The organism is Streptomyces sp. NPDC056160, from assembly GCF_042268205.1.
In the GTDB taxonomy this organism is placed as follows: domain Bacteria; phylum Actinomycetota; class Actinomycetes; order Streptomycetales; family Streptomycetaceae; genus Streptomyces.
The window spans coordinates 1-21,181 of the sequence record NZ_JBHJUW010000085.1 but is presented as its reverse complement, the minus strand read 5'-3'; the positions used below and the strand labels follow the sequence as shown (position 1 = coordinate 21,181).

24 protein-coding genes are annotated in these 21,181 nt (G+C 72.5%); 13 read left to right on the top strand and 11 right to left on the bottom strand.

Going from position 1 to position 21,181, the window contains the following annotated elements; translation table 11 throughout:
- Window positions 1–36: 36 nt before the first annotated feature.
- On the bottom strand, window positions 37–912 hold the full coding sequence (locus ACFC02_RS27220) for an IclR family transcriptional regulator (protein ID WP_376362450.1): 876 nt from the start codon (window positions 910–912) through the stop codon (window positions 37–39).
- A 301-nt stretch (window positions 913–1,213) separates the two neighbouring features.
- On the opposite strand from ACFC02_RS27220, the gene ACFC02_RS27215 reads away from it, so the two are divergent.
- The 9 genes from ACFC02_RS27215 to ACFC02_RS27175 all read left to right on the top strand — a co-directional run bounded on the left by ACFC02_RS27215 (window position 1,214) and on the right by ACFC02_RS27175 (window position 11,184).
- Window positions 1,214–1,357: a hypothetical protein gene (locus tag ACFC02_RS27215; RefSeq protein ID WP_376362447.1), complete on the top strand. Its 144-nt coding sequence runs from the start codon at window positions 1,214–1,216 to the stop codon at window positions 1,355–1,357.
- Between the two features lie 126 nt (window positions 1,358–1,483).
- Entirely contained in the window at window positions 1,484–3,103 is a 1,620-nt protein-coding gene (locus tag ACFC02_RS27210) for a FadD3 family acyl-CoA ligase (protein ID WP_376362445.1), read from the top strand.
- Between the two features lie 142 nt (window positions 3,104–3,245).
- Window positions 3,246–4,802, top strand: a complete 1,557-nt coding sequence (locus tag ACFC02_RS27205) for an FAD-dependent oxidoreductase (RefSeq protein ID WP_376362443.1) — start codon at window positions 3,246–3,248, stop codon at window positions 4,800–4,802.
- Between the two features lie 137 nt (window positions 4,803–4,939).
- Complete coding sequence (gene hsaA / locus ACFC02_RS27200; RefSeq protein WP_376362440.1) at window positions 4,940–6,106, top strand: 3-hydroxy-9,10-secoandrosta-1,3,5(10)-triene-9,17-dione monooxygenase oxygenase subunit; 1,167 nt, start codon at window positions 4,940–4,942, stop codon at window positions 6,104–6,106.
- A 12-nt stretch (window positions 6,107–6,118) separates the two neighbouring features.
- Complete coding sequence (hsaD, locus tag ACFC02_RS27195) at window positions 6,119–6,985, top strand: 4,5:9,10-diseco-3-hydroxy-5,9,17-trioxoandrosta-1(10),2-diene-4-oate hydrolase (protein ID WP_376362437.1); 867 nt, start codon at window positions 6,119–6,121, stop codon at window positions 6,983–6,985.
- A 42-nt stretch (window positions 6,986–7,027) separates the two neighbouring features.
- Window positions 7,028–7,921 carry a VOC family protein gene (locus ACFC02_RS27190; protein WP_376362434.1) on the top strand — a complete coding sequence of 298 codons (894 nt, stop codon included), beginning with the start codon at window positions 7,028–7,030 and terminating at the stop codon, window positions 7,919–7,921.
- Window positions 7,909–8,409: a flavin reductase family protein gene (locus ACFC02_RS27185; protein WP_376362432.1), complete on the top strand. Its 501-nt coding sequence runs from the start codon at window positions 7,909–7,911 to the stop codon at window positions 8,407–8,409. Before ACFC02_RS27190 ends, ACFC02_RS27185 begins: the two co-directional genes overlap by 13 nt.
- A gap of 217 nt (window positions 8,410–8,626) precedes the next feature.
- Window positions 8,627–9,496, top strand: a complete 870-nt coding sequence (locus ACFC02_RS27180; protein WP_376362429.1) for a MaoC/PaaZ C-terminal domain-containing protein — start codon at window positions 8,627–8,629, stop codon at window positions 9,494–9,496.
- Between the two features lie 26 nt (window positions 9,497–9,522).
- On the top strand, window positions 9,523–11,184 hold the full coding sequence (locus tag ACFC02_RS27175) for an FAD-dependent oxidoreductase (protein WP_376362426.1): 1,662 nt from the start codon (window positions 9,523–9,525) through the stop codon (window positions 11,182–11,184).
- Window positions 11,185–11,249: 65 nt separating this feature from the next.
- Here ACFC02_RS27175 and ACFC02_RS27170 read toward each other — a convergent pair whose 3' ends face one another.
- The 3 genes from ACFC02_RS27170 to ACFC02_RS27160 are packed head-to-tail and all read right to left on the bottom strand — an operon-like array spanning window position 11,250 to window position 14,109.
- Window positions 11,250–12,236, bottom strand: a complete 987-nt coding sequence (locus ACFC02_RS27170) for an alpha/beta hydrolase (RefSeq protein ID WP_376362423.1) — start codon at window positions 12,234–12,236, stop codon at window positions 11,250–11,252.
- Window positions 12,233–12,979 carry a glucose 1-dehydrogenase gene (locus tag ACFC02_RS27165; RefSeq protein WP_376362420.1) on the bottom strand — a complete coding sequence of 249 codons (747 nt, stop codon included), beginning with the start codon at window positions 12,977–12,979 and terminating at the stop codon, window positions 12,233–12,235. The genes ACFC02_RS27170 and ACFC02_RS27165 overlap by 4 nt, the downstream gene beginning before the upstream one ends.
- Window positions 12,976–14,109 (bottom strand): LLM class flavin-dependent oxidoreductase, encoded by a 1,134-nt coding sequence (locus ACFC02_RS27160; RefSeq protein WP_376362417.1) that lies wholly within the window; start codon window positions 14,107–14,109, stop codon window positions 12,976–12,978. Before ACFC02_RS27160 ends, ACFC02_RS27165 begins: the two co-directional genes overlap by 4 nt.
- Window positions 14,110–14,286: 177 nt before the next feature.
- Here ACFC02_RS27160 and ACFC02_RS27155 point away from each other — a divergent pair, with 177 nt between their 5' ends.
- Window positions 14,287–15,057 carry a glucose 1-dehydrogenase gene (locus ACFC02_RS27155; protein ID WP_376362414.1) on the top strand — a complete coding sequence of 257 codons (771 nt, stop codon included), beginning with the start codon at window positions 14,287–14,289 and terminating at the stop codon, window positions 15,055–15,057.
- A gap of 123 nt (window positions 15,058–15,180) precedes the next feature.
- Here the strand turns inward: ACFC02_RS27155 and ACFC02_RS27150 are convergent, their stop codons facing one another.
- On the bottom strand, window positions 15,181–15,486 hold the full coding sequence (locus tag ACFC02_RS27150; RefSeq protein ID WP_376362501.1) for a branched-chain amino acid transporter permease: 306 nt from the start codon (window positions 15,484–15,486) through the stop codon (window positions 15,181–15,183).
- Window positions 15,487–15,499: 13 nt separating this feature from the next.
- Window positions 15,500–15,802 (bottom strand): hypothetical protein, encoded by a 303-nt coding sequence (locus ACFC02_RS27145; RefSeq protein WP_376362412.1) that lies wholly within the window; start codon window positions 15,800–15,802, stop codon window positions 15,500–15,502.
- 5 nt (window positions 15,803–15,807) lie between these two features.
- Here ACFC02_RS27145 and ACFC02_RS27140 point away from each other — a divergent pair, with 5 nt between their 5' ends.
- From ACFC02_RS27140 to ACFC02_RS27130, 3 genes are all read left to right on the top strand, one after another.
- Complete coding sequence (locus ACFC02_RS27140) at window positions 15,808–16,128, top strand: Lrp/AsnC ligand binding domain-containing protein (RefSeq protein WP_376362498.1); 321 nt, start codon at window positions 15,808–15,810, stop codon at window positions 16,126–16,128.
- A 52-nt stretch (window positions 16,129–16,180) separates the two neighbouring features.
- The gene (locus ACFC02_RS27135; protein WP_376362409.1) at window positions 16,181–16,717 is read left to right on the top strand and encodes a cysteine hydrolase family protein; all 537 of its coding nucleotides are present in this window, start codon (window positions 16,181–16,183) and stop codon (window positions 16,715–16,717) included.
- 155 nt (window positions 16,718–16,872) lie between these two features.
- On the top strand, window positions 16,873–17,283 hold the full coding sequence (locus ACFC02_RS27130) for an SRPBCC family protein (protein ID WP_376362406.1): 411 nt from the start codon (window positions 16,873–16,875) through the stop codon (window positions 17,281–17,283).
- A gap of 218 nt (window positions 17,284–17,501) precedes the next feature.
- Here ACFC02_RS27130 and ACFC02_RS27125 read toward each other — a convergent pair whose 3' ends face one another.
- The 5 genes from ACFC02_RS27125 to ACFC02_RS27105 form a co-directional block, all read right to left on the bottom strand.
- Entirely contained in the window at window positions 17,502–17,624 is a 123-nt protein-coding gene (locus ACFC02_RS27125; protein ID WP_376362403.1) for a hypothetical protein, read from the bottom strand.
- Between the two features lie 190 nt (window positions 17,625–17,814).
- Window positions 17,815–18,393: a rhodanese-like domain-containing protein gene (locus ACFC02_RS27120; protein WP_376362400.1), complete on the bottom strand. Its 579-nt coding sequence runs from the start codon at window positions 18,391–18,393 to the stop codon at window positions 17,815–17,817.
- A gap of 280 nt (window positions 18,394–18,673) precedes the next feature.
- The gene (locus ACFC02_RS27115) at window positions 18,674–19,420 is read right to left on the bottom strand and encodes a sulfite exporter TauE/SafE family protein (protein WP_376362398.1); all 747 of its coding nucleotides are present in this window, start codon (window positions 19,418–19,420) and stop codon (window positions 18,674–18,676) included.
- On the bottom strand, window positions 19,417–19,677 hold the full coding sequence (locus ACFC02_RS27110; RefSeq protein WP_376362397.1) for a hypothetical protein: 261 nt from the start codon (window positions 19,675–19,677) through the stop codon (window positions 19,417–19,419). Before ACFC02_RS27110 ends, ACFC02_RS27115 begins: the two co-directional genes overlap by 4 nt.
- Before the next feature lie 39 nt (window positions 19,678–19,716).
- Entirely contained in the window at window positions 19,717–21,075 is a 1,359-nt protein-coding gene (locus ACFC02_RS27105) for a rhodanese-like domain-containing protein (protein WP_376362394.1), read from the bottom strand.
- Window positions 21,076–21,181 lie beyond the last annotated feature (106 nt).

Here is a 21,181-nt window from a genome sequence, read left to right as displayed (position 1 = left end):
TCACGGGCAGCGGTGCGGCATCCCCTCGCGGCGGTGTCACATCCACTCGCTGAACCGCAGCCACATCAGCATGCTGTCCATCGCGGGCGGCGGTACGGCGGGCGCGGGCGGTGCCGTCCGCTCGGGCCGCGTCCGGTTCTTCGTCCGCCGGCCCGGCCCGAACATGTCCTGCCACACCGCCCCCGCGCAGCCGCGCACGGAGGGGGCGATCCGCTCCAGTTCCCGGTGGGCGCCGTTGCCGCACACCGAGATCGCGGCGATGGCCCGGCCGGCGCCGCGCAGTGGTGCCGCCACGCAGGACACCCCCCTGAACCCCTCCTCACGATCGAAGGCGGTCCCGCGCTCCCGTGCCGTCGCCAGTTCCCTGCGGAGCGACTCGGGACGGGTGATGGTGCGGGGCGTACGCGCCCGCAACCCGCCGTGGATCACCTGCTCCACCAGCGCGGCGTCGGCGAAGGCCAGGATCGCCTTGCCCGCCGCCGTGCAGTACGCCGGCTGCCGGCCGCCCACCCGTGACGGCACGCCACCGTCGTCCGAGCCGCCGATCCGCTCCAGGTACACCACCTCCGTGCCGTCGAGCACGGTCAGGTGCACCAGGTGGCCGGTGGACTCGTGCAGCGCGTGCAGATGGGGCAGCGCCGCCCGTCGCAGCCGGTTGTGGTGGGAGGCCAGAGCGCCCAGTTCCAGCATGCCCATGCCCAGCCGGTAGTCGTGGCCCTCGCGTTCCAGCCAGCGCAACTGCACCAGCTGGTCCAGGATGCGGTGCGCGGAGGACCGGGGGATCCCGGAACGCTGCACGACCTGGGTCAGGGTGAGCCGGGGCTCGGCGGTCTGGAAGGTGCTCAGCACCTTCGCCGCCTTCTCCAGCAGGGACAGTGGCGGAAACCCGGTCGCGGCGGCCTGAGTCGTCATCGACACCTCACCTCACACACGGACGGCCGGCAGCCCGGGGGCTCGGCCGTGATCTCCGGTATTGCGGGGAGACTGCCAGCCGATCCCACCTGCTGGGAAGAGGGTGTTTCGTTTCGGAACAGTAACGCGTACTTTCCCTCGCGTCAGCCCCCGGGGTCGGGGCCGACCTCCGGCCGCTCGGTCGACCGCCCCGGGCAACCCGCCCGTACGACGCACGACCAGTCCTTACGACCCGTACGCCCCGTAGACCCCGTACGACCTGTAGGCCCCGTACGACCCGTAGGCCCGGAGAGGGATGCGCATGTGCGACGACGACGTGCCCGCAGCGGTCTGCCGACACGCCCCCGCCGAAGTGCCCGTAGGGGAGCCCGGCGAGCGCGCCGCCTCCTGCGCCGATCCGCCGCCCCTCCGCCTCAGGGCGTACGACGGCTCCACCGCCGGCTGACGGGCCCCGGCCCGCCCCCCCAGGACGGCCGCCGCCCGCCGCAAGCCCCCCGCGCCACTGGTCGCTCCAGGAAGCAGATGCCGCCCGGCACCCCTGTCATCACGTACACGTACCACGGAAAGAGGCATGACCAGCGTGTTCAACGACCTGTCAGGGACACTCGCCCCGGCCCCCGCCACCCTCGCGCAGCTCGCCGACTTCGCCGCGGACGCCTACGGCCGGCGGGAGGCGCTGGTCGATGGTGAGGTGCGCTGGACCTTCACCCGGCTGCGGGAGGAGATCGCGGCCTGCGCCCGGGCCGCCCTCGCCCAGGGCATCCGTCCCGGCGACCGGGTGGCCGTCTGGGCGCCCAACACCCGTCAGTGGATCACCGCTGTGCTCGGCGCCGTGTCCGTCGGCGCCGTCCTGGTCCCGCTCAACACCCGCTACAAGGCCGCCGAGGCCGCCGACATCATCCGCCGCAGCGGGGCCCGGCTGCTCCTCACCGAGCGCGGTTTCCTCGGCATCGACTACGTGGCGATGCTGCGCGACGCGGGCGAGGACCTGGGCGGGCTGAGCGGCACCGTGGTGCTGCGCGGGGAGCCGGCGGAAGGGACGATCGGCTGGGCCGGCTACCTGGCGGCGGGAGAGCGGGTGCCGGAGTCCGAACGGGCCGCCCGCAGCGCCGCCGTCCGCCCCGGCGACCTGTCCGACATCCTCTTCACCTCCGGCACCACCGGCCGCTCCAAGGGCGTGCTGACCACGCACGGCCGCACCCTCCGGGTCTTCAGGGAGTGGGCCCGCGCGGTCACCCTGCGCACCGGGGACCGCTACCTGCTCGTCAACCCGTTCTTCCACGTCTTCGGGTACAAGGCCGGCATCGTCGCCTGCCTGCTGAAGGGCGTCACCATGGTCCCCGAGGAGGTCTTCGACCTGGAGCGGATCCTGCCCCGGGTGGCCGAGGAGCGGATCAGCGTCCTGATGGGCACGCCGACCGTCTTCCACAGCCTGCTCGACCATCCCCGGCGCGCCGGGTACGACCTGACGGCGCTGCGCCTGGCCGGCGTCGGTGGCAGCGGCGTCGGCCCCGAGCTGATCGAGCGGATGCGCGCCGAACTGGACGTCCAGGCCGTGTTCAACGCCTACGGCCTCACCGAGTCCACCGGGGTGGTGTGCGTGTGCCCGCCCGACGAGGACGCCCGGACCGTGGCGACGACCGCCGGACCCGCGTTGCCCGGGACCGAGGTGCGGGTGGTGGGCGCCGACGGCGCGCCGCTGCCGCCCGGCGAACCCGGCGAGGTGGTGGTGCGCGGCTACAACGTGATGTCCGGATACCTGGACGACCCCGAGGCGACCGCGAGGACCGTCGATGCCGACGGCTGGCTGCACACGGGTGACATCGGTGTGCTCGACGAACGCGGCTACCTGTCCCTCACCGACCGCCTCAAGGACGTGTACATCGTCGGCGGCTTCAACGCCTACCCGGCCGAGGTGGAGAACGTCCTGCGCGGCCACCCCCGGATCGCCGACGTCGCGGTCGTCGGCGCCCCCGACCCGCGCCTCGGCGAGGTCGGCGTCGCCTTCTACGTCCCGGCCCCGGGGGCCGAGCCCGACCCGGCCGAGCTGACCGCCTGGGCACGCGAACGGCTCGCCAACTTCAAGGTCCCGCGCCGCTTCCACCCCGTAGCGCACCTGCCGCGCAACGCCGCCGGAAAACTCCTCAAGGCGCAACTGCGCCGCACGGCACAGGAGCCTGCGGCGCCCTGACCCGCACACCCGACGGACCACCGGAGCGAGCGTGTGCGGCAGCCGGCGTCACCGCCCCCGCCCCACCGTTTCCGCCCCCGCCACACTCCCGTACCGGCACACCCGCCCGCACGACGAACCCGACCCGAGGGACGAGACCGAGATGGCGAACACACACGACAGCGGGGACCTGCGATGCGACGTACTGGTCGTCGGCTCCGGCGGCGGCGCGCTCACGGGCGCGTACGGCGCCGCAGCGCGCGGCCTGGACACACTGGTCATCGAGAAGACCGAGTACTTCGGCGGCACCACCGCCTACTCCGGCGCCGGTCTGTGGCTGCCGGGCAACCAGGCCCAGGCGCGCGGCGGCCTGGAGGACTCCGCCGACCTCGCCCGCGCCTACTTCCGCGCGGTGGTCGGCGACACCACCCCGCACGCACTGCAGGACGCCTACCTCGACCACGCGGGCGAGACGGTCGCCTTCCTGGAGGACAACGCACACGTCCGCTTCGAGTACCGGCCGTTTCCCGACTACTTCGCCGCACCCGGCAGGTTCGACGCCGGTCGCGCCGTCTTCCCCGTCGACCTCCCCCTGCCCGAGGAACCGCACGAACTGCTGACGGCGGTCCGTCCCCCGGCCTGGGCCCAGCGGCTCGGCCTGCCAGTACCCGAGGGACCGCTCACCGACGGCCGCGCACTGATCGGCCGGCTGCTGCTGGCGCTGGAGTCCACCGGCCGCGGCCGCACCCTCCGGAACACCGCCCTGACCCGTCTGGTGACCGAGGACGGCCGGATCACCGGCGCCGAGGCCGTGCACGACGGCCGTACCCGGCGGATCCGCGCCCGCCGCGGTGTCCTGCTCGCGGCCGGCGGCTTCGAGGCCGACGCCGAACTGCGGCGTTCCTGGCAGGGCTTGCCCGGCGCCGACTGGACGATGGGCGCACCCGGCGGCAACACCGGTGACGCCCTCCGCGCCGCCGTCGAGGCCGGCGCCGCCACCGCCCTGCTCGACCAGGCCTGGTGGTGCCCCTCCCTGCGCTTCCCCGACGGCTCCGCCGCCTTCACCCTCGGGCTGCACGGCGGCATCTTCGTCGACGGTTCGGGCCGCCGCTTCGCCAACGAGTCCCTGCCGTACGACCGGATGGGCCGCCGGATGCTCGCGGCCAAGGCCGGAACCACCCCCGGCGACCCGGTGTGGTGGGTCTTCGACGGCCGCTTCGGCGACGAACCACCCGGCATCACCGTCGTCCCCGCCGACCGCGAGACCTTCACCGAGGCGGGCCTGTGGCACACCTCGGACACCCTCGACGGCCTCGCCGCCCGCACGGGACTCGACCCGGCGGCCCTGGACGCCACCGTGCGCACCTTCAACCGGTACGCCGCCGACGGAACGGACGCCGACTTCCACCGCGGCGAAGACCCCTACGACCTGTTCTTCGCCCAGGGCCAGGGCCCCAACCCCTGCCTTGTCCCCATCGAGAACGGCCCTTACCACGCCGTACAGATCGTCCTCGGCGACCTCGGCACCAAGGGCGGCGTACGGACCGACACGCACGCCCGTGTGCTGCGCGAGGACGGCACGCCCCTCCCAGGCCTTTACGCGGCCGGCAACACCACCGCGTCCGTCTCCGGACCCGCCTACCCGGGCCCGGGCGCACCGATCGGCTCCGCGATGGTCTTCGCGCACCTCGCCGCCGCGCACCTCGCACTGCAGCAGTAGCAGCAGGAGCAGCAGACATGGCGGCCCCGGGGCCGCCGCTCCTTCCCGCTCAGCGGGAGCCAGGTATTTCGTTCCGGAACAGCGGGGCGTACGGTCCTGGCACTTCCGCCACCACGACCACCCGAAAGGGGATGTTCATGGCCGAAGACGTACTGGCAGCGATCCGCGCCCTCGCACCCGGCCTGCGCGAGCGCGCGGCCGAGGCCGAGACCCTGCGCCGCGTGCCCGAGACCTCCATCAAGGAGATCGAGGAGACCGGCTTCTTCCAGTTGCTCCAGCCCAAGCCCTTCGGCGGCCGGGCAGCCGACCCGGCCCTCTTCTACACCGTCGTCAAGGAGATCGCCAAGGCGTGCGGTTCCACCGGCTGGGTCGCCTCCGTGGTCGGGGTCCACCCCTGGCACGTCGCCCTGTACGACCCGCGGGCCCAGCAGGAGGTGTGGGGCGAGAACCCCAAGGCCCGCGTCTGCTCCTCCTACGCCCCCACCGGCAAGGTCACCGTGGTCGACGGAGGCTTCCGCGTGACGGGCCGCTGGCACTTCTCCTCCGGCTGCGACCACGCCGACTGGGCGCTGCTCGGCGGCCTCGTCCCGGACGCCGACGGCACCCCGGTCGACATGCGCACCTTCCTGATCCCGCGCTCCGAGTACCGCATCGACGACGTGTGGGACACCGTCGGCCTGCGCGGCACCGGCAGCAACGACATCCTCGTCGAGGACGTCTTCGTCCCCGAGCACCGCGCGCTCAGCTTCGGCCCGGTCACCGCCCTGCAGGTGCCCGGCCACCAGATCAACCCCGAGCCGCTGTACCGGCTGCCGTACGCCGCAGTGTTCACCACCACCATCTCCACCCCGATCGTCGGCATCGCCGAGGGCGCCTACGAGTCCTGCATCGAGGCCACCCGGAAGCGGTTCCGCATCTCCTACGGACAGACGGTCGCCGAGGACCCGTTCGCACAGGTCCGCATCGCCCGCGCCGCCAGCGACATCGACGCCGGCTGGCTCCAGCTGTCCCGCAACATCACCGAGATGTACGGCCTCGCCGCGCGCGGCGAGGAGCTGACCATGGCCCTGCGCACCCGCGCCCGCCGCGACCAGGTGCTCGCCACCGAGCGCTCCGTCGCCGCCCTGGACCTGCTCATGGAGAACTCCGGCGGCAACGCCATGCGCACCGGCCCCAACTCCGTCCAGCGCGCCTGGCGCGACGCCCACACCGGCCGCGGCCACGCCGCCAACGACCCCGAGCGGGCCCTGGTGATGTTCGGGCAGGCCGCGCTCGGCATCGACATCAACGACTCGATGGCCTGAGAGGTGCCCCACATGGCAGAACCGACCCGGGAATCGACCTCCCGCACCGTGAAGGCCGCGGGACTCACCCTGCACTACCACGAGGCCGGTCCCGAGGACGCCGGCGCACCGGTCGTGATCATGCTGCACGGCGGCGGCCCCGGCGCCTCCGGCTGGTCCAACTTCGGCCGTAACCTCCCCGTCTTCGCCCAGCGCTTCCGCACCCTCCTGGTCGACCAGCCCTGCTTCGGCCGCTCGGACAAGCCCGAGCTGGACAAGGACTACTTCAGCTACAGCGCCGACGCCGTGGCCGCCCTGATGGACGAACTCGGCATCGCCCGCGCCCACTTCGTCGGCAACTCCCTCGGCGGCGGCACCGGTGTGCGCATGTCCCTGAACCACCCGGACAAGGTCGGCAAGCTGGTCCTGATGGGCCCCGGCGGCGTCTCCGTCAACCTCTTCGCCCCCGACCCCACCGAAGGCATCAAGCGCCTCTTCGAGTTCAACGCCGCACCCGAGCCGACCAAGGACCAACTGCGCTCCTTCCTCGGCGTGATGGCGTACGACCAGTCGATCGTCACCGACGAACTGGTCGAGGACCGCTGGGCCTCGGCCACCGACCCCGACACCCGGCTCGGCAGTGCCCGCATGGGGGCCGCCTTCGCCAACCCCGCCTGGGCCGAGGACTGGATGCTCTGGCGCGAGGCCCATCGCATCACCCACCCCGTCCTGCTCACCTGGGGCCGCGAGGACCGCGTCAACCCCCTGGACGGCGCGCTGGTCGCCCTCAAGACGATCCCCGACGCCCGCCTGCACGTCTTCCCGCACTGCGGCCACTGGGCCCAGGCCGAGCAGGCCGACGAGTTCAACCGCCTCGCCCTCGACTTCTTCTCGCACTGACCCAGGAGACCTCGTCTCCCACCCGGCCCGGAAAGGCGACCCATGGACATCCGTGCTCTCGGCTACCTGCGTCTGGAGACCACCAGGCTCGCCGAATGGCGCACCTACGCCCTCGACCTGCTCGGCATGGTGGAGGCGTCCGGAACCACCGATGACACCCTCTGCCTGCGCATGGACGACCGTATCCAGCGCCTCGTCGTCAAGGCCGGCGACAGCGACCGGTTGCTGGCGGCCGGCTGGGAGGTCGCGAACGCCTCCGCCCTCGACGAGGCCGCCCGGGAACTGGAGGGCGCCGGCTTCCCCGTCAAGCAGGCCGACGCCGCCGAACTCGCCGAGCGCCGCGTACGCGGCCTGATCCACGCCACCGACCCCTGCGGCAACCCGCTGGAGATCTACTGGGGCCAGGCCCAGGACCACACCCCGCTCGGCACCCCCTACGGCAACCGCTTCGTCACCGGCGACCTCGGCCTCGGCCACGTCGTCCTGCCGGTACCGGACATCGACGCGGCGCTGGACTTCTACGAGAACGTGTTCGGCTTCCAGCTGCGCGACTCGATGAAGCTGCCCCCGCAGGCCGTCCCGACCGCCGACGAGCAGCGCGACTTCCACTGGATGCACTTCCTGAGCCCCAACCGCCGCCACCACAGCCTGGGCCTGTACCCCGGCGCGCTGCCGCCCGGCATCGTGCACTTCATGGTGGAGCTGGAGACCCTCGACGACGTCGGCCACGGCCTGGACCGCATGAACGCCGCCGGCATCCCGATCGCCTCCAGCCTCGGTCGCCACACCAACGACCACATGGTCTCCTTCTACGCCCAGGCACCCGGCGGCTTCCAGGTGGAGTACGGCTGGGACGGCCTGGTCGTCGACCCCGCCACCTGGGTGGCCAAGGAGATCACCGCCGACAGCTTCTGGGGCCACCAGTGGAACGGCTGAACGGACCGCACATCGACCCGGCCGTCTTCCGGGACGTCCTCGGCCGCTTCGCCAGCGGCATCACGGTGGTCGCGGGACTGGACGGCGGTGAACCCGTCGGTTTCGCCTGCCAGTCCTTCGCCTCGCTCTCCCTCGACCCGCCGCTGGTCATGCTGGCCGTCGGCAAGTCGTCCACCAGCTGGCCGAGGATCGAGCGCGCGGGCCGTTTCTGCGTCAACATCCTCGCCGAGGACCAGCAGGCCACCTGCGCGGCACTGGGCCGCAGCGGCCCCGACAAGTTCACCGACGTGCCCTGGATCGTCACCGAGCACGGCACCGTCCGCCTCGACGGCGCCCTGGCCACCGTGGACTGCCGCCTGGCCGACGTCCACGAGGCCGGCGACCACCACATCGTCACCGGCGAGGTGCTGGATCTCGCCGCCCAGGAGGGCGGGCGACCGCTGCTGTACTTCCGCAGCCGCTACGCCACCGGCACGTTCTCGAACTGAGCACTTCTCCAACTGAGCACGTTCTCCAACTGAGCACGTTCTCGAACTGGGCAAGTTTTCGAACTGAGCGCAGTCGCGCACCTGGCACGGCCGCGCATCGAGCATGGCCGCGCGCCGAGCATGGCCGCGCGCCGAGCACGGGCGCGCGCCGAGCACGGCCCCGCACCGGACGACGAGCCGGCACCGCCGCCGACCGAGCACGAAGGAAACCCGCCCCATGCCGATCGACGCCGACAAGGCCACCTCCGCCCCGCTCGTACGCGCCGCCGCGGTCTGGGACGACCGCGACGTGCGCCTCTACCACCTGGCCCTCGGCGCGGGTGTCCCCGAGACCGACCCGGGCGAACTCCGCTACGTCCATGAAGGACACGAGCAGGGCCTGCAGGTGCTGCCCACCTTCGGCGTGGTGGCCGGCGGCAACGGGGGAGTGGGCTTCCAGGTCTTCGACACCCCCGGCGTGGACATCGACTTGGCCGCCGTGCTGCACGGCGGCCAGGAGATCACCGTGCACCGCCCCCTGCCGACTGCGGCCCGGGCGACCACGCTCACCCGGATCCCGGCCGTGTACGACAAGGGGAAGGCTGCCGTCGTCGTCCAGGAGTCCACTCTCCTCGGCGAGGACGGCGAGCCGCTCCTCACCCAGCGCAACCAGATCTTCGTCCGCGGTGAGGGCGGCTTCGGCGGCGGCCGCGGTCCCTGCGACCGTCTGCCCGCCCCGGACCGCGCCCCCGACCTGCTGCTGGACATCCCGACCCTGCGTCAACAGGCGCTGCTCTACCGCCTGACCGGGGACTGGAACCCGCTCCACGCCGACCCCGCCACCGCCCGCCGGGCCGGATACGACCGCCCCGTCCTGCACGGGCTGTGCACCTTCGGCATGGCGGTCAAGGCCGTCACCGACCACCTGCTGGGCGGCGACACCACCCGCGTCGCACAGTGCCGTACCCGCTTCGCCGGGGTCTTCTTCCCCGGCGAGACACTGCGGCTGCGCGTGTGGGACACCCCCGACGGGTACCGGCTGACGGCCACCGCGGCCGACCGCGACGACGCGCCGGTCCTCACCGACGCCCGCGTCAGCGCCCGCTGAGACCCCGCTCCATCTGAGAGGACCGTATGAGCACCGAGTGGGACCACATCTACGACGTGGTGGTGGCCGGCTCCGGCGCCGCCGGCCTGGCCGCCGCCCTCACCACACGGCTGCGCGGACTGAGCGCCCTGGTGGTGGAGAAGACCGACCACTACGGCGGCACCACCGCCCTGTCCGGCGGCGCGATATGGGTGCCGAACAACTTCCACCTGGACGCCGCCGGCCTCGGCGACACCCCCGAGAAGGCCCGCGCCTACCTCGACGCCACCGTCGGCGACCGCGTCCCCGCTGAACGCAAGGACGCCTACCTCGCCCACGGGCCGCGCATGGTCCGGGAGTTCCACGACCGCACCGCCGTACGGTTCGTCTACACACCCGCCTACAGCGACTACTACCCCGAGCGGCTCGGCGGCTACCCGCAGGGCCGCTCCGTCGAACCGCGGATCTTCGACCTGAACAGACTCCCGCCCGAGCAGCGCGCGACCATGCGCCGCGCCGGACTGCCCACCTACGGGCTCACCATCACCTCCAGGGACTTCCGGCACCTGAACATGGTCGCCCGCACCTGGGCCGGCAAGCGGACCTCGCTCAAGGTGGGCGCCCGCGCCGTGGGAGCCCTCGCCACCGGCCGCAAACTGCTCGCCCTCGGCGAGGCGCTGATCGCCCGGATGCGGTACTCGCTCGACCGGCTCGGCGGCGAACTGTGGCTGAACACCCCGCTGACCGGCCTGGTGGAGGACGGGGGCCGGATCGCGGGCGTCCGCGTCCTGCACGACGGCCGCGAGGTCACGGTAGGGGCCAGGGGAGGCGTGGTCCTCGCCTCCGGCGGCTTCTCGCACCAGCAGCAGCTGCGCGAGAAGTACCTCCCCTCGCCGACCTCCGCGAAGTGGAGCTCCGCCCCGCGGGGGCAGACCGGCGACGGCCTCGAACTGGGCATCGCCGCCGGCGCCGCCGTCGACCTGATGGACAAGGTGTGGGGCGCGCCGTCCGTGGTGGCGCCCGACGGCAGGCCGTTCTTCCTGGTCGCCGACCGCGGCATCCCCGGCATGGTGATCGTGAACGCGGCGGGCGAGCGCTACGCCAACGAGGCCGCTCCCTACCACGAGTTCGTCGACGCCATGTACGCGGCCGACCGGCCCGGGGCGTCCACCGTGCCGTCCTGGATGATCCTGGACGCCGCCGCCAAGGCCCGCTATATCTTCCTGGGCCTCTTCCCCGGGCAGCCGTTCCCCAAGGCGTGGCGGGAGAGCGGTTTCGTCAAGCAGGCAGCCACCGTGGAGGAACTGGCCGGGCTGATCGGCGCGCCCCCCGAGCGGCTGCGCGCCACCGTGGAGCGCTTCAACGGCTTCGCCCGCGCCGGCCGGGACGAGGACTTCCACCGCGGCGGCAGCGTCTACGACCGCTACTACGGCGACCCCACCCTGCTCAACCCCAGTCTCGCCCCCCTGGAGAAGGGCCCGTTCCACGCCGTCCCCGTCCACCCCGGCGACATCGGAACCAAGGGCGGCCTGGTCACCGACGCCACCGCGCGGGTGCTGCGGGAGGACGGCACGGCGATCGAGGGCCTGTACGCCTGCGGCAACGTCTCCGCCGCCGTCATGGGCGAGACGTACCCCGGTCCCGGCGCGACCATCGGCCCGGCCATGACGTTCGGCTGGCTCGCGGCCGACCACATCGCACACTCCTGACACCCGGAAGCCGGTGGGGACGTGCCGGTACGCCGTACCGCCGCACCCCCACCGGCCATGCGGGCTCACGCGTCCGGGAGCCCCAGCGCCGCACGCAGGTCGTACGCCGCCTGGGCGAGCGCCTGGTCCGCCTCCGGCAGCAGCCCCCCCAGCCCGAGGAAGCCGTGGAACGTGCCGGGCCACACCCGCACCCGGGGCGCCGCGCCCGCCGCCTCCAGGCGTCGCACATAGGTGAGGGCGTCGTCGCGCAGCGGATCGCACTCCGGCAGCACCAGCACCGCCGGAGGCAGCCCGGCCAGGTCGCACGCCAGAGCGGGGGAGGCGTACGGGTGTGCACCGTCCCCGTCCCGCCCCAGGTACTGCTCCCAGTACCAGCGCATGTGCGCCGTCGTGTGGAAGAACCCCGTCGCGTAGGTGCGGTAGGACTCGGTGGCCATCCGGTGGTCCAGGACCGGGTACGCCAGCAGGTGCGCCGCGATGGCGGGCCCGCCGCGGTCCCGTGCCATCAAGGTCACCGCCGCCGCCAGGTTGCCGCCGCTGCTGTCGCCCGCGACGGCCAGCCGCCCGGGGTCCCAGCCCAGCCGGGCCGCGTGCGCCGCCACCCAGGAGGCGGCGGCGTAGGCGTCCTCGGCGGCGCTCGGGAAGCGGTGCTCGGGGGCGAGCCGGTAGTCCACCGAGACCACCACCGCGCCCGTAGCGGCGGCCAGTTCGCGGCAGAGGCCGTCATGGGTGTCCAGGCCGCACAGCACCCAGCCGCCGCCGTGGAAGAAGACCACCACCGGCGGGGCGGCGCCGGGTGAGGCCAGCGGCTCGTAGATCCGCACCGGCACCTCGGGTGCTCCCGCCGGCCCGGGCACCGACCGGTCGGTGACGCGCGGCAGCCGACGGGCCGGCCCGCTACCGGCGCCGGCCCGGGAGGCCTCCCGGACCGCCGCCGGGTCGACGGGGCCCAGGGCCGGATCGGGGAACCCCGCCGACATCGCGTCGGCGAGTTCCCGGGCACGCGGGGTGAGAGGATCGGTCGCGGCACGGGGAGGGTGGGCATCGCTCATTTCGCCGTCAGCCCGCCGTCGACGGCGAACTCGGCGCCGGTGACGTACGACGAGGCGTCCGAGACCAGGTAGAGCACCAGCTCCGCGACCTCCTCGGGGCGGCCCGCCCGGCCCAGCGGCACGTTCGGCCACGCGCGCTCCCCGACGTCCGCGCCGAGCGCGCCCGCGATCATGGGAGTGTCGACCATGCCGGGATGGACTGAATTGACCCGGATGCGGTGCGGGGCCAGGTCCAGCGCGGCGGACTTGGTCAGCCCGCGCAGAGCGAACTTCGTGGCCCCGTAGGAGGCGTGGCCCTCGATGCCGACCAGGCCGGCGGTGGAGGAGATGTTGACGATCGATCCGCCGTCGCCGGTCTCACGCATCGCCGGGACGACGGCCCGGATGCCCAGGAACGGACCGACGAGGTTCACGTCCAGCAGGCGCCGCAGGTTGTCCTCGGTGTCCTCCTCGACCGGTGCGGTGCGCCACAGCGCCGCGTTGTTGACCAGGGCGTCGATCCGCCCGAAGGCGTCGAGAGCCGCCCCGGTGAGACGGCGCCAGCCGGCCGCGTCGGTCACGTCGTGGGCGACGAACAGTCCCTGGTCGCCCAGCTCCTTCGCGACCGAACGGCCCTCCTCCTCCCGTACGTCCGTGACCACGACCCGCGCGCCTTCCCGCGCGAACAGCCGTGCCTCCGCGGCTCCCTGTCCACGACCCGCGCCCGTGACGAGGACGGTCCTGCCCTCCAGCCGTCCCGTCATGCCGCCGTACCCTTCTCCAGGGCACGGAAGTGCGGGATGACCTTCTCACCCCACTGGCGGACGGTCTCCAGGCACGCCTCCTGGGGCACGGTGCCCATCTGGACCAGGCACATGACCTCGTCCACGCCGATCTGGCGCAGCTGGTCGACGTAGGCGATGGCGGTCTCCGCGGTGCCGTACGCGTGCTTGGCGTTGAACTGGCCCGTGTCGGCAGGGCGGACGGGGACGTTCGCCTCGTGCAGCCTGGCGACCAGGACCTCGCGGTCCCGCTCCATGGCGGCCACGTGGTCCTCGCCCTCGTCGTACCCGGTGGGCGCGGGGCCGTTGCCGTACCAGTGGGCGATGGACTCGGCGAAGAACCGCTGCCCGCGGGTGCCGATCCGGTACGCACGCTCGGCGTCGTCCAGCACGATGGTCGGGCACAGTGCGGAGAAGTGGTTGTTGACCTCGGTGGAGACCAGCCGGTCTCCGCCGCGGGTGGCGACGGCCTCGTCGTAGATCTTGCGCATCTCGCGGATGTCGTCGGCCCCGGCGAAGCCCAGCACCAGCGCGCCGATGCCCAGTTCGGCGGCGAGCTTGAGGGTGTCGTGCTTGCTGCAGGCCATGAACAGCGGCGGGTGCGGGGCCTGCACGGGTCGGGGCAGGATCGCCCCCGGGCCGATGTCGATCGACCCGTGCCACTCGAACCGCTCCTCGCGCCAGGCGCTGCTGAAGATCCGCAGCGCCTCCTCCATCTGCGGGTAGGTGTCCTCGGGCCGCACCCCGTACATGGACATCTCCTGCTTCGTGGCACCGCGGCCCGCGCCGATGTCGACCCGCCCGCCCGACAGGACGTCCAGCATCGCGGCGCGCTCGGCGACCCGCACCGGGTGCTGGTAACCGAAGGGCATGGTGACCACGCCGTGGCCGATGCGGATGCGGGACGTCTTCGCCGCGACCCAGGTGAGGAACACCTCGGACGCGCTCATGTGCGCGTACTGCGTCAGCGCGTGGTGCTCGACCGCCCAGATCCGGTCGAAGCCCATCTCCTCGGCCAGGACGGCCTGTTCGACGCAGTCGTGGAGGACCTGGCGCTCCCGCTCGGGGGTCGGGTCCGCGATCTGCGCCTCGAAGATCATCGAAAACTTCACGGCGACTCCTCCCTACTATTTCTGTTCGACATATGCCTAGCAGTAATACGGACGGAGGGGGAGGGGTGCACAGCGTCCGCTCCCGCTCAGCGGGAGGACCGGGTTCCGTCGCCCGGCACGGGGGCGTACGGTCCTTGCGCCATGGACGTGGGCACGGGCCGGACAGGGGAGCGGCGTATGACGGACCTCCGGGGCAGAACGGTGATCATCACCGGCGGGGCGCGCGGACTGGGTGCCGAGGCCGCCCGCGCGGCCGTCCGGGCCGGTGCCCGCGTCGTGCTCACCGACGTTCTGGGGGACGAGGGCCGCGACACCGCCGCCGGACTCGGCGATGCCGCCCGGTTCGTCCCGCACGACGTCACCTCCGAGGCGGACTGGCGGCAGGTGGCGCAGTACACGGTCGCCGAGTTCGGCACGGTCGACGGGCTCGTCAACAACGCGGGGATCTCCGGCGGTTCGCAGCTGCTCGAAGAGCAGTCGGTCGAGGACTTCCGCCGGGTCCTGGACATCGACCTCACCGGCGTCTTCATCGGCATGCGTACGGTGATCCCGCTGATGAAGGGGCAAGGCGCGGGCGGCTCGATCGTGAACATCTCCTCGGCGGCGGGCCTGATGGGCCTGGCCATGACCGCCGGCTACGGAGCCGCCAAGTGGGGGGTGCGCGGACTGACCAAGGTCGCCGCCGTCGAACTGGCCGCGGCGCGGATCCGCGTCAACTCCGTCCACCCCGGCATGACCTACACGCCGATGACCGCCCACGTCGGCATCGAGCAGGGCGAGGGGAAGTACCCGCACACCCCCATGGGCCGGGTCGGCGAACCTCCGGAGATCGCGGCGGCCGTCACCTTCCTGCTCTCGGACGCCGCCTCGTACGTCACCGGCGCCGAACTGGCCGTCGACGGGGGATGGACCACAGGGCCGACGCCGCGGCAGCCCCCCGGAGGGTGAGGAGAAACGGGTCGGCCGGTGCGTCGGTCGTCCGGAGATCCGGACGGTCGGCGACGAGGCCACGGGCGGCTGTCCCTGCCCGTCGGCATCCGGGGCGGCGGGCGCGGGAGCGGGCCGTGTCGCTCAGCCGAAGAGGGTGCTGGCCAGCACGACGTCGACGGCGGTGCCGGCGAGGATGCTGAGCAGGGCGTTGCGGCGCCACAGGTGCAGACCGACGGTGACCGCCAGCGCCGCGAGCGGCGCCGAGGCGCGGGCCTCGGTGACGGGAAGGTCGCGCAGGCAGTAGACGACCAGAATGATCATGACACCGGCCGGCATGCGCGTGCTCAGGAACCGCATCGTGCTGCTCGCGCGCAGCGGGGCCGGGGCGGCGAACGGCAGAGCGCGCAGCGCCCAGGTGACGGCGGCGGTGACGAGGACCGCGGAGATGGCCTACAAGGTGTCAGGCACGGCTCGGCCTCCTGGCGGTCATCAGCTGCCGGACCAGCAGCCCAGCCGTGAACAGGGCGAACGCGCCCAACAGCATCTGCCCCGGCAGGACGACCCGAGCCACGAGAGCGCTGACCAGGGCCAGCGGTGGAGTGGGCAGGTCGTCGCGCAGGTCCCGCAACGCGTCCAGGACCAGCACCGTGAACAGGGCGGTCAGGGCGAAATCCAGCCCGGTGACACCCTCGGGAACGAGGGAGCCCAGCAGAGCTCCGACGGTCGCGCTCCCCGCCCAGTACGCGTGCAGGAAGAACTGCATCCACACTGTCCGAGGGCCGGGCCACGAGCGGGCCTGCTCGGCCGAGGCCAGCGCATACGCCTCGTCGCACAGCGCGAACGTGCCGTACGCCTTGCCGAGCCGGCCTCACCCCGCCCCCCTGCCTGGAGTTCGAGAGGACCGTCGCCTCGTACGAGGAGGTCACGGAGTTCCGTCGCATGTACGGCCGCCCCGGCTACTTCATTCGCGCCGCCGTCGCCGACCACGCCGCCTGCGAAGCCTTCCTCACCGGCAAGCTCAGCGGCCTTCCCGGCGTCCTGCGCTTCACCTCCCACCTCACCATGAAAACGATCAAATCTGTCGGTTGAGCCGGTCGGTGTCGGGTGACCGCCCGACGCACACCGGTGCGAGCCTGGAGGCATGAGCAAGTCCGCACTGATCGTCATCGACATGATCAACACATACGACCACAAGGACGCCGACCTCCTGCTCCCCTCCGCGCGTTCCGTGGTGCCGACGGTGGCCGGCCTGCTGCACCGGGCACGTCGCGCTGACGCGCCCGTGATCTACGTCAACGACAACTTCGGAGAATGGCGCTCGCACCACGGCGAACTCCTCGGCCACGCCCTCGCCGGACCCCACGCCGACCTCGTCGATCCGCTGCGGCCCGACGAATCGTCCCTGTTCGTCCTCAAGGCCCGCCACTCGGTCTTCTACGACACCCCGCTGGCCTACCTGCTGCGCGAGCAGGGCGTCGACCGGCTCGTCCTGTGCGGGCAGGTGACGGAGCAGTGTGTGCTGTACTCGGCCCTGGACGCGCACATCCGCCACCTCGACGTGGTCGTCCCACGCGACGCGGTGGCCCACATCCACGCCGATCTCGCGGACGCGGCCCTGCGCATGATGGAACGCAACATGGGTGCCCACGTATGCGACAGCGCTGAACTGTGGCCGTAGGGGGAGGCGGCGGAACACGATCCGAACCCCTGCTCACCGCTGCCTCGCCGACGCCGCGGACACCCACCACAGCGGTCACGAAGGGCTCGTCCGGTGATCACGGCCGTCTGATTCGTTCAAGAAGAAGGTGATGGCCGGCCGCTACCCTCGCTGCCATGAACAGCACCGGCGGGGAATCACGCCATCTCAGTGTCCACATCGACCGCTCCGTCGAGGACGTCTACGCCTATGCATCGAACCCGGCCAACCTGCCTGCGTGGGCACACGGCCTGGGAGGGTCCATCGAGGAGATCGACGGCCGATGGGTTGCGGAGTCCTCGCCGATGGGCCGGGTGGAGGTCGTCTTCACGCCACGCAACGAGTTGGGTGTGCTCGATCACGACGTCACGTTGCCCTCCGGCGAGACCGTCCACAACCCGGTCCGTGTGATCGTCGACGGCAGGGGGAGCGAGGTGGTGTTCACCCTCCGGCGACAGCCGGAGATGAGGGGCGCCGACTTCGAGCGTGACGCCGGCATGGTCGCCGCCGACCTGGCCCGGCTCAAGGAGGTGATGGAGTCCGCTTGATTCCTGTTCGGCGGATCACGGGCGGAGCCGGAAACGTATCGCTGCCGTGATGACTGCGCCGGTGACCGTGCCGTGGACGAGAAAGGCCCGCTTGCCGTAACCGGTCGCGACGGGGCGGGAGTGGTTCGGGCGGTGGCTGCTCGATACGGCGAACTCAGCTTCCCCTCGCAGCGACAGTGCCGGCCGTGGCGCCCCACGAGTGGGCACGGCCGGCACGTTCACACCAGCCCCGGGCCCGCGTTCTCCTCCAGGTCTTGAACGACCGGCCGCTCGCGGCCCCAGGCGGCCAGTGGCTGGAGAGCGTCGTTGAGGCGCATACCGTCCTCGGTCAGTGAGTTCATGACACAGAACACTGTTGAGAAGACTCCCGTCAACTCGGGCACCCCCGTCCTGACGGCAGATGGCGCTCCCTCGTGGCCGGCGCCGACGCCGAGGAGGTCGCGGGGGACGAGCAGGTGGTGGGGGTTGCTCGGCATGTGCCCCCCCCCGTGCGCCTGAGGGGCACACGGGGCGTTCGGTGTGAAACGTGGGTCAGCTGGCACGCAGGCGGGCCAGTGTCACGTTCAGGTCTGCCTGGCGGGGCCGGTTGTGGGGGAGCTTGGCCAGCATGGCCGCCATGCCGCAGGTGTCGGTGACGGCGGAGAAGAGAAGGCCGCCGGCGATGCCCGCGGACAGCAGCCTGAAGGCCGGGTGGGCGAACTCGCCGAGGGCGAGGCCGAGCAGGATGACCGAGCCGGCGGTGAGCCGGACCTGGCGTTCCATGCCCCAGACCGGCTTCGTGCTCTCCTGGGGGCGCTCCAGGTCGTAGCCCCGCGCTGCCCAGGCGCCGGTGCCGCCCGTCAGGGTGGCGGCGTCGACACCGCTGGCGGCGAGTGACCGGCAGGCGTTCTCGGAGCGGGTGCCGGAGGCGCAGACGACGAGGACCCCGCCGCGCCCGGCGGCGCCACGGATGTCCGGCAGGGCGCGCTCGATCTGGTCGAGGGGGATGTTGAGGGCGCCGGGGACGTGACCGCCGGCGTACTCGCCGGGGGTGCGCACGTCGATGACGGTCAGCTCGTCCAGGCAGGAGGCGGCCTGGTCGGGGGTGAGTGCCGTGGGGGCGGTGTTCATGGTGAGTGTGATCCTTGTGTGTCGACGGCGGGCCGCTGGGGAACGTGCGTCCCCCCGCGGAGCGCCGGTGGGGAATGGTCATGGGTCTTGGTCTGTCGGGGCGCGGACCGTGTCGAACCGCTGCGGGCCACGCGGCGGCTCGCCGGGGTAGCGCCCGGCCGCCGCCCCGGTGCACGGCGGTCAGACGTGCCCCGGTGCACGGCGGTCAGACGTGCGCCGGTGCACGGCGGTCGGTCGGGCACCGGTGCGGACCGTGCGGACGTCCGGCTTGCCGCAGTGGTCACAGGAGCGCGTCGGCCAGCATGAAAGCGGTGACCGCGAGCAGCACCCAGGCGAAGACGCGCTGCAGGGTTGCGCCTTTGAGCTTGTACGACAGACGTTTGCCGTCCCAGGCGCCCAGGACCGCCGCCGCGGTGAACGGCGCGATGACGGCCCAGTCCAGATGTGTCCCGCTGCCGGCCCGCGCGCCGAGCGCGGCCACCGAGTTGGCCGTGATCACCAGCAGGCTGGTGCCGACGGCCCGGCGCATGGGCAGCCCCAGGACACCGACCAGCGTCGGCACGGCGAGGAAACCGCCGCCCACGCCGAGGAAGCCGGTCACCGCGCCGAGGCCGACCCCGGCGGCGCCGGCCTTGCCGGGGTGTGCCGTGCCGGTGGTCCGGGCGGGTGAGGGCCGCAGCATGCGCAGGGCCGCCAGTCCCGCGACGAGGGCGAAAGCGATGGTCAGCGCCGTCTGGGGCAGGTGGCCTGCAGCGGTTCCGGTGAGCATCGCGGGCACGATGCCTGCGGCTGCGAACAGCAGTCCCGTACGCCAGGCCACGTTGCCGTCCCGGGCGTGCCCGACGAGCGCCGGGAGCGACGTGAGGGTGACGATGATCAGACTGGCGGTGGCTGCTTGCGCAGGGGTGAAACCGAGCAGGTAGATCAGGGTGGGCACGGCCAGGACGCTGCCGCCGCCGCCGCCGAGGCCGCCCAGGGCCAGGCCGACGACGGCACCGGCGACGAGCGCGAGAGTCAGGGCGGTCATGCTGTGCAGCCGTGGTTCCCGTGCCCGTCGACGATCGGGCGGCCTGCGGCTGCCCACGCGTTCCTGCCGCGCCCGGCGTCCACCGCCTCGGCGCGGCGTGCGGTCGGCAGCCTGGCGGCCCGCCGGGAGCGGTGTCCAGCGCTCCACTCGTCCTGTTCGCGCACGCCTGGGTGAACCACCGGGGCGTCGGCGTCCTGGGTGGGCCGGTCGGCCTCGCCGGTGGTGGCGCGGCTCTTACCGCGACGGAAGGGAAACATCGCACAACCTCGTGACAGTGGTAGGAGGCGCGGGGCCGTTCAGCCGTTGATGACGGTCAGACCGGCGTCGGTGGCGGCGTCGAAGCCGTCGTCGACGGCGACCACATCGCGGCCGGAGGCGTCGAGCAGGGACGCGGCCACGGCGGCCCGCATGCCGCCGGCGCAGTGCACCCACACGGTGCCCGCCGGGACCTCGCCGAGCCGCTTGTGCAGCTCGTGGATCGGAATGTGCACGGACCCGGCGATGTGTCCGCCGACCCGCTCGGAGTCACGGCGCACGTCCAGGACGACGATGCCGTCCGTGCCCCGCTCGGCCAGGCCGGCGAAGGTGGAGCGGGCGAAGGAGGCGAGCCGGGCGCCCTGGGCCACCCACTCCTCGGGCGTTCCGGTCGCGGCGGCCACGGGCCGGTCGATGCCGACCCGCACGAGTTCGCGCTGGGCCGCGGCCAGTTGCCCGGGCGACTCGGCGAGCAGCGTCAGGGGCCTGCCCCAGGGGATCATCCACGCCAGGTAGGTGGCGATCTTGCCGTCGGCCTCGAAGTTGAACGATCCGGCGACGTGGCCCTCGGCGAACGCGATCCTGTTGCGCAGGTCCACGACCCATTCACCGGCCGCGAGGCGGGCGGCGATGTCGGCGGCGTCCGCCACGGCGGGGGGAGTCAGATCCACCGGGGCGGGGCCGCCGGCGTTGACCGGGCCCATGTGCGCGTAGTAGGCGGGGATGTCGTCGAGGTCGGCCAGCAGCCGGGCGACGAAGGCGTCGGCGTCGCTGGTGAGTGCCGCGTTGACGGTCTTCTCCTTGCCGATCGTGGTGGCACCGCCCTCGGCCTGCGCCGAGGAGCAGAAGCTCCCGAAGCCATGGGTGGGCAGCACGGACGTCTCGTCCGGCAGCTCGGCCGCCAGGCGGTGCGCAGAGGCGTACTGGGCGCGGGCCAGTTGCTCGGTCAGCCGGGGCTCGACCAGGTCCGGGCGGCCCACCGTGCCGATCAGCAGCGAACCGCCGGTGAACGTGGCTACCGGCCTGCCCCGCTCCCGCAGCACGTAGGAGGTGTGATGCGGGGTGTGCCCAGGAGTGGCCACCGCCCGCAGTTCCAGTCCGTCGTCGACGGCCACGGTGTCGCCGTCGGTCACCGGCACCCGCGCGAACGATACGGCGGCCCCGGCCGGCACCAGATAGGCGGCGCCCGTCACCCGCGCCAGCTCCAGACCGCCGGTGACGTAGTCGTTGTGGATGTGTGTCTCCACCACATGGGTGATGCGCACACCGCGCCGGGCTGCTGCCGCCAGAACCTGGTCGAAGTCGCGCGGTGGGTCCACCGCCACGGCCGTCCGTGTGCCGCCGGCCAGGTAGTGACGGTTGCCGAGGCCTTCCAGCTCGATGGTGTCGATGAAGAACACGGAGACGTTCCCTTCTGCTAGGTACCCCCCGGGGTATACCGCAACCGTAACAGGTACCCCCGGGGGTATTTGGCCACCCCCCGTGTTCGTCAGTCAGGTCGCATCC